We start from the raw sequence: 18135 nt of genomic DNA, 5'->3' as shown, positions 1-18135 counted from the left end.
TTCAGGACTCCAGGTCATGCCGGTTGACCCGGTCTTCCAGACGATTTTGCAGATGCGCCAGGATGCTCGCCAGGATCCAGTAGATCAGGGCTGCGGACAGATACATGGTGAAAATTTCGAAGGTCCGCGCCGATACCAGTTGGGCCTGACGGAACAGCTCGGGTACCTGGATGGTGGCGGCCAGCGCAGTGTCCTTGACCAGCGAAATGAAGCTGTTGCCCAGGGGCGGCAATGCCGTGCGCATCGCTTGCGGCAGAATGGCCCGGCGCAGGGTTTGCGCACGGGTCATGCCAATACTGGCGGCGGCTTCCCACTGGCCACGCTCGATGGAGGCGATGGCGGCCCGCAGGATTTCACACGCATAAGCGGCCATGTTCAGCGAAAAGCCGATCATGGCCGCCGGGATCGGATCCAGCTCGATGCCCACTTGCGGCAAGCCGTAGTAGATCAGGAACAGCTGCACCAGCAACGGCGTACCGCGAAAGAACGACACGTAGACTCGGGCCGTCCAGCTCAGCAACTTGAAGCGCGACAGGCGCATCAAGGCCAGGCCGAAGCCCAGCAGCAAGCCGAAAAACATCCCGCCCAGGCTGAGGATTACCGTGTAGTACGCGCCCTTGAGCAGAAAGGGCGCGGAGTCCAGCGCGAGTTGAAGACCTGCTTCCATTATTGAGTGACGTCAGCGTTGAAGTACTTCTCGGACAGCTTCTTCAAGGTGCCGTCGGCGCGCAGTTTGTCGAGGGCCGTGTTGACCGCATCGAGCAATTCAGGCTCGCCTTTGCGCAGGGCGATACCGGACTCCTGACGGGAGAAGGCGTCGCCGGCAGCGGCAGTGTCGGGGGCTTTCTTGGCGTATTCGAGGGCGGCCAGGCGGTCGATCAGGATCGCGTCGATACGGCCGATGCGCAGGTCCTGGAACTTGGTTGGGTCGTCGTTGTAGGTCTTGATAGTGGCTTTGGGTTGATTGTCCTTGAGCCATTGTTCGTAGTTGGTGCCCAGGCCCACGCCGACCTTTTTACCGGCCAGGTCGTCGGCTTTCGTGATCGAGTCGACGTTCTTTTTCAGCACCAGTGCCTGGATGCCGGACACGGTGTATGGCTTGGAGAAATCGTACTTTTTCTTACGCTCTTCAGAGATGGTCACCTGGTTGACCACTGCGTCCAGGCGCTTGGATTCCAGTGCGGCGAGAATGCCGTCCCACGGTGTAGCTTGCAGCTTGACCTTGACGCCCAGCTCCTTGGCCAGTGCTTCGGACAGTTCCACTTCGAAACCGCTGAGCTTGCCGCTTTCGTCGACGAAGCTGAACGGTGGGTAGGTGCCTTCCAGACCGATCTTGATCTCGCCGGCCTTCTTGATGGTGTTCAACTGCTCGCCGGCAACCGCCTGGCCCAACCAACCGGCGCCAAGCGCCAGGCCCAAAGTGCTGACCAGCAGCGTGCGACGCAATACAGAAATAGTCATGAAGAGCCCCTGTGTTTTTATGGTGAGCGAAGCAGGTGACGCAGTAGTCGTATCCTGCCTTAAAGCGCGAAGCGCGTCTTCGCCTTCGGCGCGATGATAAAGCGGGTTTTTAAGACTTGAAAATAATAAAAAAACAATTTCATATTTCTTTTGAGAATATATGCCATTCAATCAATTGAATACTGAGTCATAGGCAAACAATGCCGGCGCCCCACCGGTATGCAGGAAAATGATCGGCCCCTCTTCAAACCGCTGGCGCCCGATGCCGTCCAGCAAACCGGCCATGGCCTTGCCGGTATAGACCGGGTCCAGCAGCAGACCTTCCTGGCTGGCCAAAAGTTTGATCGCGGAAAGTGTGCCGGCATTCGGTTCGCCATAACGGGGGCCGAAATACTCGTCCCACAGGATCACTTTGAAGGCGTCGGGAATAGCCACTCCGAGCAACTCGGCAGTGCGTTCTGCCAGGCTTTGCACTTTGGGCAACTGCGCTTGCTCGGTGCGCGACACGGTGATGCCGATCACCGGCAACTGCGGCAGTACTTCGCTCAAGGCCAGGGCCAGGCCGCTGTGCGTGCCGGCACTGCCTGAGGCGAGCACCACGGCGGCGAACTCAATCCCGCTGTCTTCAATCTGCGCGGCCAGTTCCAGCCCTGCGCGCACGTAACCCAAAGCGCCGAGTGCATTGGAACCACCGATAGGCACCAGGTAGGGCTTCTTGCCATTGCTGCGCAGGCGGTCGGCGAGGGCGGCGAGTTGGGCGTCGGCGTTGTCGAGGTTTTCCACCAGTTCCACTTTGGCGTCAAACAGCTCCAGCAGCAGGCGGTTGCCATTGGCCAGGTAGTTGGCGTCTTCGGTGCCAGTAGGGTTTTCCAGCAGAGCAACGCAGCCCAGGCCGAGTTTGGCGGCCAGTGCGGCGGTCTGGCGGACGTGGTTGGACTGGATCGCGCCGGCGGTGACCAAGGTGTCGGCGCCCTGGGCAATGGCGTCGGCCGCCAGGTATTCGAGTTTGCGCAGCTTGTTGCCACCCATGGCCAGGGGCGTGGTGTCATCGCGCTTGACGTAAATGTCCCTGCCCAGCCAGGCCGACAGCCGTTCAAGTTTTTCCAGAGCGGTGGCACCGCCCAGTAGTTCCAGACGGTTAAAGCGCTTGAGCTGTTGTTTGATCATGGCTACGCACGGTGACTGAATGATGGGGAGGACTATAGGCAGGCACTTTTCATCGGGCAACCGTCAATCGCTTATGAACAATAGTTCTTACGACCACACCATTGGTTCTTAAGAGCTGCCAGGGTGCATACCGTAAAGTGATGGCCATTTCGTCAGGAGTGAATACCGTGAGTGAGCGTTCCAGTCATTGGCAATTGCAGACCATCGTCAGCCAGCTGCGCGGCGCGCGGGACCAGTGGCGAACGCGCAACGGTCGCTTGAGCGGCGAGCACGGTGGCCGTGAATTGCCGTCCCGCGAGGCGGTGGCGCAAATCCTCGAAGCCTTGTGCGGCGCGCTATTTCCCATGCGTCTGGGCCCGGTGGACCTGCGTGAAGAAAGCGAAGACTTCTACGTGGGGCATACCCTCGACGTGGCGCTCAACGCCTTGCTCGCCCAGGCGCGCCTGGAGTTGCGCTACGCCGCACGCCAGGGCGGCGAAGATGACAGCGGTGTGGATGCCCATGCCATTCGGCTGATCCAGGATTTTGCCCTGGCATTGCCGGCTCTGCGCAGCCTGTTGGATACCGACGTACTGGCCGCCTACCACGGCGACCCGGCTGCACGCAGTGTGGATGAAGTGCTGCTGTGCTACCCGGGCATCCTGGCGGTGATTCACCATCGCCTGGCCCACCACCTGTACCGCGCAGGTTTGCCGCTGCTGGCGCGCATCAGTGCAGAAATCGCCCACTCGGCCACTGGCATTGATATCCACCCCGGCGCGCAGATTGGCCCGAGTTTCTTCATCGATCACGGGACTGGCGTAGTGATTGGCGAAACGGCGATCATCGGCGAGCGCGTGCGTATCTACCAAGCGGTGACACTGGGCGCCAAGCGCTTCCCAGCCGATGAGGATGGGCAGCTGCAAAAAGGCCATCCGCGGCACCCCATTGTCGAGAATGATGTGGTGATCTACGCCGGGGCGACGATTTTGGGGCGGATCACCATCGGCCAGGGCTCGACCATTGGCGGTAATGTGTGGCTGACCCGCAGTGTGCCGGCGGGGGCGAATATCACTCAGGCGAACTTGCAGCATGACGATGGGGCGCAGAAGTAATACCTGAGCCAACCGCCGACCCGTGTGGGAGCAGGCAAGCCAGCTCCCACATTTCGTATGTATTTCAACGTGGGGTCGCTGAACGATTTGCCTTCTTCATCCGTCATACCAATCCTTGAGCTAGTGTAGGAATCATCGACCACTCAGCCCTGCGATTAGTCCCAGACCGCCTATTCATGTTTAACTTGAATGTTCGTTCAAGTTAAACCCGGTGGTTCGCTGCCCGCTCACAACAGGAGGCTTACCTTTGCTGAGTCCGTTATTTACAGCCATATCCCGCAACCTTGAGGTGCATCGTTCATGAGTGCATCGTCCACCCCTTCCAGCGGCATGGTGCGCATGAATGCGCCCGTTTTCTACTTTGCCGCCACCTTCATCCTGCTGTTTGGCATCACGGTCATCGCTATCCCGCAACAGGCCGGAGCCTGGCTGCTGGCGGCGCAAAACTGGGCGGCCAATACGGTCGGCTGGTACTACATGCTGGCGATGACCCTGTATCTGGTCTTCGTGGTGGTCACCGCGCTATCGGGCTACGGCAAGATAAAACTCGGTGCCGACCACGACGAGCCCGAATTCAGTTACCTGTCCTGGGCCGGCATGTTGTTCGCCGCCGGGATCAGCATCACGCTGTTTTTCTTCTGCGTCTCGGAGCCGTTGACGCACCTGGTGCAGCCGCCCCAAGGCGAAGCGATGAACGCCGATGCAGCGCGCCAGGCCATGCAGGTGCTGTTCCTGCACTGGGGCCTGCATGGCTGGGGTGTGTTCGCGTTCGTGGGCATGGCCCTGGCGTATTTCGCCTACCGGCATAACCTGCCGCTGGCATTGCGTTCGGCGCTGTACCCGCTGATCGGCAAGCGCATCAATGGCCCTATCGGTTATGCGGTGGATGGCTTCGGTATCATCGCGACGGTGTTCGGCCTGGGCGCTGACATGGGTTTTGGCGTGTTGCACCTCAATTCCGGCCTGGACTACCTGTTTGGCATTGCTCACACCCAGTGGATCCAGGTGGGCCTGATCACGTTGATGATGGGCGCGGCGATCATTGTTGCGGTAGCCGGCGTCGACAAGGGCGTACGGGTGATGTCCGACATCAACATGCTGCTGGCCTGTGCGCTGTTGCTGTTTGTGTTATTCGCCGGGCCTACCCAGCACCTGCTCAACACCTTGATCCAGAACATCGGGGACTACCTGGGCGCGCTGCCGACCAAGAGTTTCGATGTGTACGCCTACGACAAGCCAAGCGACTGGCTGGGCGGCTGGACAGTGTTCTACTGGGCCTGGTGGATCGCATGGTCGCCGTTCGTAGGTCTGTTTATTGCGCGTATCTCCCGTGGCCGTACCATCCGCGAATTCGTGTTTGGCGTGCTGCTGATTCCGCTGGGCTTTACCCTGGCGTGGATGTCGATCTTCGGTAACAGCGCCATCGACCAAGTGCTCAACCATGGCATGGCCGCGCTGGGCCAGTCGGCCATCGATGACCCGTCGATGAGCCTCTACCTGCTGCTGGAAACCTACCCGTGGAGCAAGACGGTGATTGCGGTCACGGTGTTTATCAGCTTTGTGTTCTTTGTGACCTCGGCGGACTCAGGCACGGTGGTGCTGTCCACCCTGTCGTCCAAAGGCGGCAACGCTGATGAAGACGGGCCGAAGTGGCTGCGGGTGTTCTGGGGGGCGATGACAGCGCTGGTGACCAGTGCCCTGCTGTTCGCCGGCAGTATCGATTCGTTGAAATCTGCGGTGGTCCTGACCTCGCTGCCGTTCTCGCTGATTCTGCTGCTGATGATGTGGGGGCTGCACAAGGCGTTTTACCTGGAGTCGCAAAAGCAGATCGCGCAGTTGCATTCCCTGGCGCCAATATCGGCTTCACGCAAAGGCCGTGGCGGCTGGCGCCAGCGCTTGAGCCAGGCCGTGCATTTCCCGTCACGTGATGAGGTGTATCGCTTCCTTGAATCGACGGTGCGCCCGGCGATCGAAGAAGTGACGGCGGTGTTTGTCGAGAAGGGCCTGAATGTAGTCACTCAGCCGGACCCGTCCAACGACAGCGTCAGCCTGGAAATCGGCCATGGCGAGGAGCATCCGTTCATCTACCAGGTGCAGATGCGCGGCTATTTCACGCCGTCGTTTGCCCGCGGTGGCATGGGTTCCAAAGAGATCAACAACCGCCGTTACTATCGTGCGGAGGTGCACTTGAGTGAGGGTAGCCAGGACTATGACCTGGTGGGCTATACCAAGGAGCAGATCATCAACGACATCCTCGACCAGTACGAGCGCCATCTGCAGTTCCTGCATTTGGTGCGCTGATACCGTTCCTCTCAAGTAGGTCTTTGCTGTAAAAGGAAGAGGCAGACTTAAGCGATTCAGCGGGTTAAAAGGCTTGGGAATAACCTTATTCCCGGGCCTTTCAACCCTCAGTCCAGAGAGGATTCGATGACGTACATTGCTGCCGAAAACCGCTATGAATCTATTCCCTATCGCCGCGTAGGCCGCAGTGGATTGGTGCTGCCGGCACTGTCCCTGGGGCTGTGGCACAACTTTGGCGACAGCACCCCGATCGACACCCAGCGCGCTTTGCTGCGCACGGCGTTTGACCTGGGTATCAACCACTTCGACCTGGCCAACAACTACGGCCCGCCCTACGGCAGCGCCGAGATAAATTTCGGCCGTTTGCTGCGCGAAGACTTCAAGCACTACCGCGACGAATTGATCATCTCCAGCAAAGCCGGTTGGGACATGTGGCCCGGCCCCTACGGCCAGGGCGGTGGCTCGCGCAAATACATCCTGGCGAGCCTGGATCAAAGCCTGCAACGCCTGGGCGTCGACTACGTGGATATTTTCTACTCCCACCGTTTTGACCCCGACACGCCCCTGGAAGAAACCGCCAGCGCCCTCGCCACCGCCGTGCAACAAGGCAAGGCGTTGTACATCGGTATATCGTCCTATTCCGGGGTGAAAACCCGCGAAATCGCAGCCTTGCTCAAAGAGTGGAAAGTGCCGCTGTTGATTCACCAACCGGCTTACAACCTGCTCAACCGCTGGGTGGAAAAGGACCTGCTCGACACCACCGAAGAACTTGGCGCTGGGGTGATCGCCTTCACGCCGCTGGCCCAGGGTTTGCTCACCGACAAGTACCTCAATGGCATACCGGCCGATGCACGGGTCAATCGTCCGGGTGGTGGTTCGTTGCAGGCCCAACACCTGTCCGAAGCCAACATCGCTCATGTGCGCGGCTTGAATGAAATCGCCCAGCGTCGCGGCCAGAGCCTCGCGCAATTGGCGCTGGCCTGGACCCTGCGTGATCCACGGGTGACCAGCGCGCTGATCGGCGCGAGCCGGCCGGAGCAGATCATCGAGAACGTCGGGGCGTTGAAGAACTTGAGCTTCAGCGCTGAAGAACTGGCGCAGATTGATCGGTTTGCGCAGGAAGGCGGGATCAACTTGTGGGAAAAGCCATCCACTGCTGAATAACTGACACAACTGGGTCAAAAATGTGGGAGGGGCGGTGCGACGATTCGACTTGCTCCCGATAGCAGTGGGTCAGCTACGGATGAGCTGACTGAACCACCGCCATCGGGAGCAAGTCGAATCGTCGCACCGCCCCTCCCACATTTGGTTTTCGGTGTGGCGACTAGAACGGCACATCCCCAAGAATCGTAGCCCGGTGCATCACCCGCCGCTGTGGCCGGTAGTCATCCACGGCGTAATGCTGGGTCACGCGGTTATCCCAGAACGCCACGTCATTCTCTTGCCAGCGCCAGCGGATGGTGAATTCCGGGCGGGTGGCGTGGGCGAACAGCAGCTTGAGAATGGCCTCGCTTTCGGCCGCTTCCAGTTCATTGATTCGGGTGGTGAAACCGTCGCTGACGAACAGCGATTTGCGCCCACTTACCGGATGCGTGCGCACGACTGGGTGCGATAGCGGCGGGTTTTTCTTGCGAGTTGCCTCCCAGCGCACCAGGTCCTCGGCGGTGTTGCCAAAGCGCTCCAGCGGGAACGACTTGGTGAAGTCGTGTGTGGCGGTGAGGCCATCGAGCAAGCGCTTTAGCGGTTCAGACAGTGCTTCATAAGCCGCAATCCCACTGGCCCACAAGGTATCGCCCCCGAACGCCGGCAATAGCTTGGCGCTGAGCACCGCGCCGAGGGCCGGGGTTGGCAGGAAGGTTACGTCGGTGTGCCACACGGCATTGTCGCGCACGTCGGTGACGGCGGTGTCGAGGATCAGCACTTCGGGCTGTTCCGGCACGTTAGGGTAGATCGGATGAATGTGCAGGTCGCCGAAGTGCGCCGCGAACCGCGCTTGTTGCTGCGGGGTGATCACCTGGTCCCGGAAGAACAATACCGAGTGGTCGAGCAGCGCCTGCTCGATGGCACCGTGATGTGCCTCGCTTAGCGGCTGGGAGATGTCGACGCCACTGATCTGGGCGCCCAGGGCGGTACTTAATGGGGTAACGGTCAGGCTGCTCATTGTAGATTCTTCACTCAGTGTGCCTGGCCATGCCAGGGCACTAATTTACGCTGCAGGGCGCGCAGGCCCATTTCCATGGCGAAGGCGATCAGGGCGATCACCAGGATCCCCAGCACCACCACATCGGTGACCAGAAATTGCGCCGCCGACTGCACCATGAAACCCAGGCCGCTGGTGGCGGCAATCAACTCGGCGGCCACCAGGGTCGACCAGCCCACGCCCAGGCCGATACGCACACCGGTGAGGATATCGGGCAGGGCGCTGGGCAGGATCACATGGCGAATCAGTTGCGCACGGGTGGCGCCCAACGACTGCGCGGCCCGCAGCTTGGCCGGGTCGACGGTGCGCACCCCGGTTGCGGTGGCGATGGCGATCGGGGCGAAAATCGCCAAGTAAATCAGCAGCACCTTGGACAGCTCACCAATGCCGCACCAGATCACGATCAGCGGCAGGTAGGCCAGCGGCGGAATCGGCCGGTAGAACTCGATCAACGGATCGAAAATGCCTCGGGCAATGCGGTTGGCACCGATGGCAATCCCCACCGGCACGGCGGTCAGCACTGCAAAACCCAGGCCCAGGCCGATGCGGCTCAGGCTCGCGCCCAGGTGCTGCCACAAGGTGGAATCCATGTAGCCGGTGGTCGCCAGCAGCCAGCCTTTTTGCAACACGGCGGACGGTGGCGGCAGGAACAAAGGTTCGATCAAACCGGTGGCGGTCACCGCCCACCACAAGGCAAGCAGAGCGACCAGGGTCAGTACGCTGATCCAGCGTGTGCTCAGGCTGCGGCGTAACGGGATAACGGCGGGCGCCACCGGCTTGCTGGCGGTGGCGGGAAGTTCGTAGCTGCTCATGCGTACACCTGCCGTTGGGAGAACACTTTGCCCAGCACGTGTTCGCGGGTTTCGATAAAGCGCGGGTCGGACTTGATTGCGCGGGCTGATTCACCGGCAGCGTAACGTTGGCCGAAATCCAGCTGCAGGCGTTCGACGATCTGGCCGGGGTTGGGCGCCAGCAGGATCAGGTCCGTGGCCAGGAACACCGCTTCTTCAATGTCATGGGTAATCAGGAACACCGGCTTGGCCGTGCGCCGCCACACTTGCAGCAGCAACTCCTGCATTTGTTCGCGGGTGAAGGCATCCAGCGCACCGAAGGGTTCGTCCATCAGTAATACGCGAGGGTCGGCCGCCAGGGCGCGGGCGAGGCCGACGCGTTGCTTCTGGCCGCCGGAGAGTTGCCAGATGCGCCGGCTGTCGAAACCGGCCAGGTCCACCAGCGCGAGCATTTCGCGGGCGCGTACGTCGCGCTGCGCCTTGGGCACGCCGGCCAGTTCCAGGCCGAAGGCGACGTTGGTCAGCACGTCCTGCCAGGGCAACAGGGCGTCGTCCTGGAACACCACACCGCGTTCGGCGCTGGGCCCTTTGACCGGCACACCGTCGAGGGTGATACGCCCGGCAGAAGGCTCGACGAAACCGGCAATCAGGTTCAACAGCGATGTCTTGCCACTGCCGGACGGGCCCAGGGCAACCAGCAGCTGCTGGGGCCCAAGCTCCAGTGAAATATCGGACAGTACCGGTTCCGGGGCGCCTGGGTACTGTGCGCTGATGCGCTCCAGCTGTAGCAAGGCCATCGCGATGAACTCCTTGGATCAGTTAGAAATGAACTTGGCGCTGACGTAAGGGGCGTAGTCGGGCAGTACGGCATCGACCTTGCCTTGTTCCTTGAGGAACACAGCAGTGTCGGTGACTGCCTTGGTGGTCGGCGCGCCCAGCAGGGTCACCTGGTCAGCGGCCAGCGGGTAGACGTTGCCTTGCAGCAGCAAGGGAATGTCACTGGCCTTGGCGCCGGAGAGTTTCACCAGCTTGTCGACGTTGCCGGTGTCGGCCAGCCAGGCTTGTGGGTCTTTACGGTAGGCGGCGTAGGCATCCAGGGTGACCTTGGCGAAGGCGGTGACGATGTCCGGGTGCTTCTCGGCAAAATCCTTGCGCACGATCCAGGCATCGAATGTTGGCGCGCCGAACTTGGCCAGCTCGCCGGAGGTGATCAACACCTTGCCGTTTTCCTTGGCTACGCCCAGAGCCGGGTCCCACACGTAGGTGGCGTCGATATCACCGCGCTTCCACGCGGCGATGATGGCCGGAGGCGCCAGGTTGAGAATGGTGACTTTGGCCGGGTCGATGTTCCAGTGTTTCAGCGCGGCAAGCAGGCTGTAGTGGCCAGTGGAGACGAAGGGCACGGCGATCTTTTTGCCGATCAGGTCCTGCGGGCTGTTGATCCCCGATCCGTTGCGCGCCACCAGGGCTTCGGCCCCGCCGATCTGGGTGGCGACGAGGAAGGTTTCTACTGGGACTTTGCGGGTTACCGCGGCGGTCAGCGGGCTGGAACCGAGGTAGCCGATCTGCACGTCGCCGGAGGCAATGGCGGCGATGATGTCGGCGCCATTGTCGAATTTGCGCCAGTCGATTTTGGCGTTGGTAGCTTTTTCATAGGCCCCGTCAGCCTGGGCGACTTTGGCCGGGTCGACGGTGGTCTGGTAAGCGATAGTCACGTCCGCCGCCTGGGCAAACAGACTGGCACCGGCCAGGGACAACGCGGCCAGCAAGCGCAGAGGGGTCAGCAGTTTCAAGGGGAAGCTCCTCAATCAGGCGGCCGAGAGTCGGCGTGTGAGGAGACTAAATGATCTAAGAACTCGAAAATAAATAACCTTTTCGAATTAGCTTATGAGTAGAAAGGTTGAAGCAAATGTTTGTACCGGTGATGACCAAATGTGGGAGGGGGCTTGCTCCCGATTGCTGAGTGTCAGTCACTGCATCTGTTGACGGACCCACTGCTATCGGGAGCAAGCCCCCTCCCACATTTGAACTGAGTACAGCTCCAGCTAGTTGCTGATGGCCAGAATGCTGGCCTGGTACGACCCGACAAACACATCGAAATCGCCCACCTCGTTCTGCTCAAGCTCCGCCTGTTGCGCCAGCGACACACGGGCCAATTCTTCAAAGTGCGCTTGTTCCTCGGGCGCCAAAGGCTCCTTGCGGAAGTATTCGGCATGTACTTCGCTTTGATGCAGAGAGAACTGCGCAAAGCTTTCCTTGCGTTCAGCCATGGCCGCCAACACCTGGGCCGACGGCGTCAGGGACGGGTCCTTGACCTTGGCCAGTTGGGCATCCAGCGCTTCGCTGTGTTCGGTCATGCCCTGGCTCTCGTCGAGCAAGGCGGCCAATGGTGCAATCTTCTCCAGCAACTGCGCAGCCCATTCCTTCATGTCCACCGGCTGGCCGTCACGTTGCAATTGCAGGCCCGGACGCCGACCTTCCTTGACCACGCTGAGGAAGTTGGAGGTGGCGTTGCCGCACTCGTTGTTGGCGAACAGCGGGCTGTCGTTCAGCGCGCAATACAGCAGGAATGCGTCGAGGAATCGCGACTCCGGCAAGTCGATCCCCATCGGCAGGAACGGGTTGATATCCAGGCAGCGTACTTCGATGTACTGGATACCGCGGGCCATCAGCGCCTGGATCGGCCGCTCGCCGGTGTAGGTCACACGCTTGGGGCGGATATTGGAGTAGTACTCGTTTTCGATCTGCAGGATGTTGGTGTTGAGCTGCACCCACTCACCATCCTTGTGTGTGCCGACTTCAACATACGGCGCGTAGGGCGTTGCCACTGCTTCGCGCAGGCTGTCGGTGTAGCTGGCCAGGTCGTTGTAGCAAGGCGTCAGGCCAGCCTGGGCGTTGCTCTGGTAACCCAGGTCGCTCATGCGCAGGCTCGTGGCGTAGGGCAGGTACAGGGTGTCGGCATCCAGGACTTCAAGCTGGTGCGAGCGGCCGCGCAGGAAACCGGCGTCCAGGGCTGGCGAGGCACCAAAGAGGTACATCAACAGCCAGCTGTAGCGACGGAAATTACGGATCAGCGCGATATAGGCCGTGGACTGATAGTCACGGTCCGTACCGACAAAGCCTTCGGCTTCCTTGAGCAACGGCCACAGCTCTTCCGGCAGCGAGAAGTTGTAATGGATGCCGGCAATGCACTGCATGGTCTTGCCGTAGCGCAGGGCCAGGCCCTTGCGGTACACGTACTTGAGCTGGCCGATATTGGAGGTGCCGTAGTAGGCGATCGGAATATCTTCCTCGGCCGGTAACGGGCACGGCATCGAGGGGCTCCACAGGTATTCGCTGCCCAGCTTGGAGTAGGCAAAGCGATGGATCTTGTCCAGGCTGCCCAGGGTCTCGGCCGGGTTGGGCAGGGCTGGGGTGATGAACTCCAGCAGCGATTCCGAATAGTCAGTGGTGATCTGTTCGTTGGTCAACGCAGCGCCCAGGGCTTCAGGGTGCGGCGTTTGCGCCAGGCGACCCTCGCTGGTGACGCGCAGGCATTCGCGCTCGATGCCGTGCAAGCACTGCTCTAGCAGGGAGAGGTGTTCGCGCTTGCCGAGCAGGGCCAGGCGGCGGTTGAGAAGTTCGCTCAAGTTGGATTCCTTCACGCGTCAGTCGCCCCAATATGGGGGTGGGCAGGACGGTCTACAAGGGTGAAGTGGAAACTGGCGTGATCGCCTGGTTCTGAGTCGATTTGACCCGCTCTGAAAATGCCGACTTCACTCCATGAATTGGGCTACAGCGCAGCGAGAAAATTCCGACGCTGTTATCGCAGCGCCGAAATTAACTCAAATCGAGGGTAGGGAGCTATAGGACAGCGAACGTGCCCTGCGCTTTTGCGACAAGTCTTTCGCCCTGGTACACGTCGGCTTCGACCACCAACGTGCGCCGGCCGGCGTGAATTACCCGGCTGGTGCACAGCACGTCACCGTCTTCGACGGCGCGAATATAATTGATCTTGCATTCGATGGTGGCGCTCTGCTGGTCGAAACCATGGGCGCTGGAACAGGCCAGGCCCATCGTGATGTCCACCAGGCTGAAAATCGCCCCGCCATGGAGCTTGCCTGCACGGTTGCGCAGGTGCGGCTCCAGGGTCAGGGCCACCTCGGCAACGCCTTCATCCAGGCGTTGCAGGCGGCAGCCGATCAGCTCGCTGAACGCGCTCTGGGTCAAACCCGTCGGGATTTCCATCAACGCTTCTTCAACTGTTTGGCATTGGCGAACAGCGATGCCATGGCGTTGTTGCTCGGCGCGGCAGTCGTAGCGTCCTTGCGCGGCGCGTTGTTCTGCGACTGGCGCGGTGCCGAACCTGGGCGAGCGCCACGAGCACCGTCGATCTTCTCGCCCGGGGTATCGCTCATGCGCATCGACAGGCCCACGCGTTTACGCGGGATATCGACTTCCATGACCTTGACCTTGACCACGTCACCGGCTTTGACCGCTTCACGCGGGTCCTTGATGAACTTCTCCGAAAGCGCGGAGATATGCACCAAACCGTCCTGATGCACGCCAATATCCACGAAGGCGCCAAAGTTGGTCACGTTGGTCACTACGCCTTCGAGGATCATGCCCGGTTGCAGGTCCTTGAGGTCTTCGACGCCGTCCTGGAACTCGGCGGTCTTGAACTCGGGACGTGGGTCGCGGCCAGGTTTTTCCAGTTCTTGCAGGATGTCGGTGATGGTCGGCACACCGAAGGTTTCGTCGGTGTACTTCTTTGGATCCAGACGCTTGAGGAAGGCGGCGTCGCCGATCAGCGAGCGGATATCACGGTCGGTCTCGGCGGCAATGCGTTGCACCAGCGGGTAGGCTTCCGGGTGAACCGCCGAGGCGTCGAGCGGGTTATCGCCATTCATCACGCGTAGGAAGCCGGCCGCTTGTTCAAAGGTTTTTTCACCCAGGCGTGCGACTTTTTTCAGCGCAGCACGGGTTTTGAACGCACCATTTTCGTCGCGATGGCTGACGATGTTCTGCGCCAGGGTCGCGTTGAGGCCCGAGATTCGCGCCAGCAGCGCTACTGAAGCGGTGTTCACGTCTACGCCCACGGCGTTTACGCAGTCTTCCACCACCGCATCCAGGCCGCGTGCCAGTTTAAGCTGCGACACGTCGTGCTGGTACTGGCCGACGCCGATGGATTTGGGGTCGATCTTCACCAACTCGGCCAGCGGGTCTTGCAGGCGACGGGCGATGGAGACGGCGCCACGGATCGACACGTCGAGGTCCGGGAACTCCTTGGACGCCAGCTCCGAAGCCGAGTACACCGAAGCACCCGCCTCGGAGACCATGACCTTGGTCATCTTCATGGCCGGGTATTTTTTGATCAGCTCGGCGGCCAGCTTATCGGTTTCGCGGCTGGCAGTGCCGTTGCCGATGGCGATCAGATCTACCGCGTGCTTGGCGCACAGGGCGGCAAGGATCGCCAGGGTCTGGTCCCACTTGTTGTGCGGAACGTGCGGGTACACGGTGGCGTGGTCCAGCAGCTTGCCGGTGGCATCGACCACAGCGACCTTGCAACCGGTGCGCAGGCCCGGGTCGAGGCCCAGGGTGGCACGCGGGCCGGCCGGTGCGGCCAGCAGCAGGTCGTGCAGGTTGTGGGCGAACACGTTGATCGCCTCGGTTTCGGCGCCGTCGCGCAACTCGCCCAGCAGGTCGGTTTCCAGATGGGTGTAGAGCTTGACCTTCCAGGTCCAGCGCACGACTTCACCGAGCCACTTGTCCGCAGGGCGATTCTGGTTCTGGATGCCGAATTGTTGACCGATCATGCCTTCGCACGGGTGCATGGTGCCTGGCAGTTCGTCACCGAGTTTCAGCGCGGAGCTGAGAATGCCTTCGTTGCGGCCGCGGAAAATCGCCAGGGCGCGGTGGGACGGCATGCTTTTGAGCGGCTCGTCGTGTTCGAAGTAGTCGCGGAATTTGGCGCCTTCCTCCTCTTTGCCGGCGATGACGCGGGCGCTGAGGATGGCTTCCTGCTTCAAGTAGGTACGCAGTTTTTCCAGGAGGCTGGCGTTTTCGGCGAAGCGCTCCATCAGGATGTACTTGGCGCCTTCGAGGGCAGCCTTGACGTCGGCGACGCCTTTTTCCGCGTCGATGAAGCGAGCGGCTTCGGTTTCCGGCGTCAACGATGGGTCGTTGAACAGGCCATCGGCCAAATCGCCCAGGCCGGCTTCCAGAGCGATCTGGCCCTTTGTACGACGTTTCTGTTTGTATGGCAGGTAAAGGTCTTCGAGGCGGGTCTTGGTGTCCGCGAGTTTGATGTCGCGCTCCAGTTGAGGGGTCAACTTGCCCTGTTCCTCAATGCTGGCGAGGATGCTGATACGCCGTTCGTCGAGTTCTCGCAGGTAGCGCAGGCGCTCTTCCAGGTGACGCAGTTGAGTGTCGTCGAGGCTGCCGGTCACTTCTTTTCGGTAACGGGCGATGAAAGGCACCGTGGAGCCTTCATCCAGTAGAGCGACGGCCGCTTCGACCTGTTGTGGGCGTACACCGAGTTCCTCGGCGATGCGGCTGTTGATGCTGTCCATAAAACCACCTGAAATTCTTAAAATCAGCGCGCCGGCCCGTAAAAACAAGGCCCGGCGAGGCTGGTTGAGCGGCCCGACTGGCGCCGCTGCCTGGGTCAAGAGGCTGCCTATTGACCCTCGAAATCGAAAAATTCACGACAAGCGGGTAAAAAAAGCCCGGCAGCAAACGGTAACGATCTGACGTTGCCCTGCACGGAGGCGCCGCATTATAACCAGCGTTCTGCTATTGGGGGGTACTGCGCCGGAGGTTGTAGGGCGTGGGTTCGCTGGCAGTAGATGAAAAATCTGCTAACAATGCACACGGTGCGTATAACGGCAGCTACGCCATAATGCGCGCCGAGATAAGAGGAGCATCCAATGAGCAGCACCGCACAAACTGCTGAAGGCGAAAAAATTCTCATCGTTGATGACGATCCGGGGCTGAGCAGCCTGCTGGAGCGTTTTTTCAACTCCAAGGGCTACCGTGCCCGCGCGGTGCCGAACACCGAGCAAATGGACCGCCTGTTGGGGCGTGAAGTGTTCAACCTGGTCGTGCTCGATCTGATGCTGCCCGGCGAAGACGGCCTTACCGCCTGCAAGCGCCTGCGTGGTGCCAACAACCAGATTCCAATCATCATGCTCACCGCCAAGGGCGATGAGTTGAGCCGCATCAAGGGCCTTGAACTGGGCGCTGATGACTACCTGGCCAAGCCGTTCAACCCTGATGAGCTGATGGCGCGGGTCAAGGCCGTATTGCGTCGCCAGGCACCGGCCGTGCCGGGCGCACCGGGCAGCGAAGACGAAAGCGTCACCTTTGGCGACTACGAACTGTCGTTGGCCACCCGTGAGCTCAAGCGTGGCGAAGAAGTGCACATGCTTACCACCGGCGAATTTGCGGTGCTCAAGGCTCTGGTGATGAACGCCCGTCAGCCGCTGACCCGTGACAAGCTGATGAACCTGGCCCGTGGCCGTGAATGGGACGCCCTGGAGCGCTCCATCGACGTGCAGATTTCCCGACTGCGCCGGATGATTGAGCCGGACCCCTCCAAGCCGCGGTATATCCAGACGGTGTGGGGCGTGGGTTATGTGTTTGTGCCGGATGGCACCGCAACCAAGTGACCGATGATTTGCAGGGGCGGGTATCCGGCGTTTGACTCCATAAGAGTCGACGGGATGCCCGGCGTCTGCAATTCTGCGAGCACCGCTCGTTCCTGCAAGGTGTGCAGCTTTCATCTATGAAAACCCCGCTGTGGTTCCCACAAAGTTTCTTCTCTCGCACCCTTTGGCTGGTGCTTATTGTCGTTCTGTTTTCCAAGGCGCTCACGCTGGTTTATCTGTTGATGAACGAAGACGTGCTGGTGGATCGGCAGTACAGCCACGGTGTGGCCCTGACGTTGCGGGGCTATTGGGCCGTAGACCCTGAGAACCGAGAAAAGGTGGCCAAGGCGTCGACCTTGACTCGGGTTGATGGGGCCGGCGTGCCTGAAGGCGAGCAGCATTGGCCTTACAGCGAGATCTATCAGCGCCAGATGCAGGCCGAACTGGGCGCCGACACCGAGGTGAGGCTGCGCATGCATGTTTCACCGGCGTTATGGGTGCGGGCACCTAGCCTGGGCGATGCCTGGATCAAGGTGCCGCTTTATCCGCACCCGCTGCGCGGGCAGAAAATCTGGAACGTGCTGGGCTGGTTCCTGGCCATCGGCTTGCTTTCAACGGCCTCCGCGTGGATCTTCGTCCGTCAGCTCAACCAACCACTCAAGCGCCTGGTATTTGCCGCTCGCCAATTGGGCCAGGGGCGCAGTGTGCGCCTGCCGGTCAGCGACACGCCCAGTGAGATGACCGAGGTGTACGGCGCGTTCAACCAGATGGCGGAAGACGTCGAGCAGGCCGGGCGCGAGCGCGAGCTGATGCTGGCAGGTGTGTCCCATGACTTGCGCACACCGTTGACGCGATTGCGCCTGTCCCTGGAGCTGATGGGGGACCATACCGACCTCACCGATGACATGGTGCGCGATATCGAGGACATGGACGCTATCCTGGACCAGTTCCTGGCCTTCATCCGCGACGGGCGTGATGAAGTGGTTGAGGAGGTGGACCTCACGGACCTCGTGCGTGAGGTGGTTGCGCCCTATAACCAGAACGGTGAGCAGGTGCGCATGCGCCTGGAGCCGATCCAGCCGTTTGCATTGCGCCGGGTCTCGATGAAGCGCCTGCTGAACAACCTGATCGGCAATGCCTTGCATCATGCCGGTTCCGATGTGGAGGTGGCGGCGTATGTCTCCGGTGACAGTGCCGCGCCTTACGTGGTGCTGAGCGTGATGGACCGTGGCACGGGGATCGACCCTGCCGAGCTTGAGGGTATCTTCAACCCGTTCACCCGTGGCGACCGAGCCCGAGGTGGCAAGGGCACCGGGTTGGGGTTGGCGATCGTGCGACGAATCGCCTCGATGCATGGCGGCAATGTCGAGTTGCGTAACCGGGAAGAAGGCGGGTTGGAGGCGCGGGTGCGCTTGCCGCTTGGGCTGATGCTGCCTAGAGATGCGGTCTGACAAACAACAAATATCAAAAATGTGGGAGGGGGCTTGCTCCCG

At 60.7% G+C, this 18135-nt stretch carries 15 protein-coding genes; 5 read left to right on the top strand and 10 right to left on the bottom strand.

Going from position 1 to position 18135, the window contains the following annotated elements; all coding sequences use genetic code 11:
* Window position 1: 1 nt before the first annotated feature.
* From tcyL to E4O97_RS21220, 3 genes are all read right to left on the bottom strand, one after another.
* Window positions 2-667, bottom strand: coding sequence for a cystine ABC transporter permease (tcyL, locus tag E4O97_RS21230; RefSeq protein ID WP_032878420.1), 666 nt, complete (start codon window positions 665-667; stop codon window positions 2-4).
* Window positions 667-1461, bottom strand: a complete 795-nt coding sequence (gene tcyJ / locus E4O97_RS21225; protein ID WP_103733992.1) for a cystine ABC transporter substrate-binding protein — start codon at window positions 1459-1461, stop codon at window positions 667-669. The genes tcyL and tcyJ overlap by 1 nt, the downstream gene beginning before the upstream one ends.
* A 171-nt stretch (window positions 1462-1632) precedes the next feature.
* Complete coding sequence (locus E4O97_RS21220) at window positions 1633-2628, bottom strand: D-cysteine desulfhydrase (protein ID WP_248162129.1); 996 nt, start codon at window positions 2626-2628, stop codon at window positions 1633-1635.
* A 167-nt stretch (window positions 2629-2795) separates the two neighbouring features.
* Here E4O97_RS21220 and epsC point away from each other — a divergent pair, with 167 nt between their 5' ends.
* The 3 genes from epsC to mgrA all read left to right on the top strand — a co-directional run bounded on the left by epsC (window position 2796) and on the right by mgrA (window position 7187).
* Window positions 2796-3722 (top strand): serine O-acetyltransferase EpsC, encoded by a 927-nt coding sequence (gene epsC / locus E4O97_RS21215; protein WP_005783794.1) that lies wholly within the window; start codon window positions 2796-2798, stop codon window positions 3720-3722.
* A 339-nt stretch (window positions 3723-4061) separates the two neighbouring features.
* Window positions 4062-6023, top strand: coding sequence for a choline transporter BetT (gene betT / locus E4O97_RS21210; RefSeq protein ID WP_164366000.1), 1962 nt, complete (start codon window positions 4062-4064; stop codon window positions 6021-6023).
* Between the two features lie 126 nt (window positions 6024-6149).
* On the top strand, window positions 6150-7187 hold the full coding sequence (mgrA, locus tag E4O97_RS21205) for an L-glyceraldehyde 3-phosphate reductase (protein ID WP_248162127.1): 1038 nt from the start codon (window positions 6150-6152) through the stop codon (window positions 7185-7187).
* Window positions 7188-7347: 160 nt separating this feature from the next.
* Here mgrA and tauD read toward each other — a convergent pair whose 3' ends face one another.
* The 7 genes from tauD to E4O97_RS21170 form a co-directional block, all read right to left on the bottom strand.
* Window positions 7348-8184 (bottom strand): taurine dioxygenase, encoded by an 837-nt coding sequence (tauD, locus tag E4O97_RS21200; protein WP_223018004.1) that lies wholly within the window; start codon window positions 8182-8184, stop codon window positions 7348-7350.
* Between the two features lie 14 nt (window positions 8185-8198).
* Window positions 8199-9035, bottom strand: coding sequence for a taurine ABC transporter permease TauC (tauC, locus tag E4O97_RS21195; protein ID WP_078820031.1), 837 nt, complete (start codon window positions 9033-9035; stop codon window positions 8199-8201).
* Window positions 9032-9811, bottom strand: a complete 780-nt coding sequence (tauB, locus tag E4O97_RS21190) for a taurine ABC transporter ATP-binding subunit (protein ID WP_248133281.1) — start codon at window positions 9809-9811, stop codon at window positions 9032-9034. Before tauB ends, tauC begins: the two co-directional genes overlap by 4 nt.
* A gap of 18 nt (window positions 9812-9829) precedes the next feature.
* Complete coding sequence (gene tauA / locus E4O97_RS21185; RefSeq protein ID WP_032878411.1) at window positions 9830-10807, bottom strand: taurine ABC transporter substrate-binding protein; 978 nt, start codon at window positions 10805-10807, stop codon at window positions 9830-9832.
* Between the two features lie 252 nt (window positions 10808-11059).
* Window positions 11060-12643 (bottom strand): glutamate--cysteine ligase, encoded by a 1584-nt coding sequence (gene gshA, locus E4O97_RS21180; RefSeq protein ID WP_248162125.1) that lies wholly within the window; start codon window positions 12641-12643, stop codon window positions 11060-11062.
* A 214-nt stretch (window positions 12644-12857) separates the two neighbouring features.
* Window positions 12858-13241: a PaaI family thioesterase gene (locus E4O97_RS21175; RefSeq protein ID WP_248162122.1), complete on the bottom strand. Its 384-nt coding sequence runs from the start codon at window positions 13239-13241 to the stop codon at window positions 12858-12860.
* Window positions 13241-15565: a Tex family protein gene (locus E4O97_RS21170; protein WP_248162120.1), complete on the bottom strand. Its 2325-nt coding sequence runs from the start codon at window positions 15563-15565 to the stop codon at window positions 13241-13243. Before E4O97_RS21170 ends, E4O97_RS21175 begins: the two co-directional genes overlap by 1 nt.
* Before the next feature lie 357 nt (window positions 15566-15922).
* Here E4O97_RS21170 and ompR point away from each other — a divergent pair, with 357 nt between their 5' ends.
* Window positions 15923-16663 (top strand): two-component system response regulator OmpR, encoded by a 741-nt coding sequence (gene ompR, locus E4O97_RS21165; protein WP_003187669.1) that lies wholly within the window; start codon window positions 15923-15925, stop codon window positions 16661-16663.
* Window positions 16664-16779: 116 nt separating this feature from the next.
* Window positions 16780-18093: an ATP-binding protein gene (locus tag E4O97_RS21160; RefSeq protein WP_005783812.1), complete on the top strand. Its 1314-nt coding sequence runs from the start codon at window positions 16780-16782 to the stop codon at window positions 18091-18093.
* The last annotated feature ends 42 nt before the right edge of the window (window positions 18094-18135 follow it).

The organism is Pseudomonas sp. W15Feb34 (assembly GCF_023127765.1).
Lineage (GTDB): Bacteria > Pseudomonadota > Gammaproteobacteria > Pseudomonadales > Pseudomonadaceae > Aquipseudomonas > Aquipseudomonas synxantha_A.
The sequence above is the reverse complement of the archived record's forward strand: the minus strand, read 5'-3'. Positions and strand labels throughout refer to the sequence as shown.

What these genes read in the sequence shown, in the direction of transcription:
- E4O97_RS21160 (WP_005783812.1), top strand. Translation starts at nt 16,780, where the DNA reads ATGAAAACCCCGCTGTGGTTCCCACAAAGTTTCTTCTCTCGCACCCTT.
- tcyL (WP_032878420.1), bottom strand. Translation starts at nt 667, where the DNA reads ATGGAAGCAGGTCTTCAACTCGCGCTGGACTCCGCGCCCTTTCTGCTC.
- E4O97_RS21175 (WP_248162122.1), bottom strand. Translation starts at nt 13,241, where the DNA reads ATGGAAATCCCGACGGGTTTGACCCAGAGCGCGTTCAGCGAGCTGATC.
- tauC (WP_078820031.1), bottom strand. Translation starts at nt 9,035, where the DNA reads ATGAGCAGCTACGAACTTCCCGCCACCGCCAGCAAGCCGGTGGCGCCC.
- mgrA (WP_248162127.1), top strand. Translation starts at nt 6,150, where the DNA reads ATGACGTACATTGCTGCCGAAAACCGCTATGAATCTATTCCCTATCGC.
- betT (WP_164366000.1), top strand. Translation starts at nt 4,062, where the DNA reads ATGAATGCGCCCGTTTTCTACTTTGCCGCCACCTTCATCCTGCTGTTT.
- E4O97_RS21170 (WP_248162120.1), bottom strand. Translation starts at nt 15,565, where the DNA reads ATGGACAGCATCAACAGCCGCATCGCCGAGGAACTCGGTGTACGCCCA.
- tcyJ (WP_103733992.1), bottom strand. Translation starts at nt 1,461, where the DNA reads ATGACTATTTCTGTATTGCGTCGCACGCTGCTGGTCAGCACTTTGGGC.
- tauD (WP_223018004.1), bottom strand. Translation starts at nt 8,184, where the DNA reads ATGAGCAGCCTGACCGTTACCCCATTAAGTACCGCCCTGGGCGCCCAG.
- E4O97_RS21220 (WP_248162129.1), bottom strand. Translation starts at nt 2,628, where the DNA reads ATGATCAAACAACAGCTCAAGCGCTTTAACCGTCTGGAACTACTGGGC.
- ompR (WP_003187669.1), top strand. Translation starts at nt 15,923, where the DNA reads ATGAGCAGCACCGCACAAACTGCTGAAGGCGAAAAAATTCTCATCGTT.
- tauB (WP_248133281.1), bottom strand. Translation starts at nt 9,811, where the DNA reads ATGGCCTTGCTACAGCTGGAGCGCATCAGCGCACAGTACCCAGGCGCC.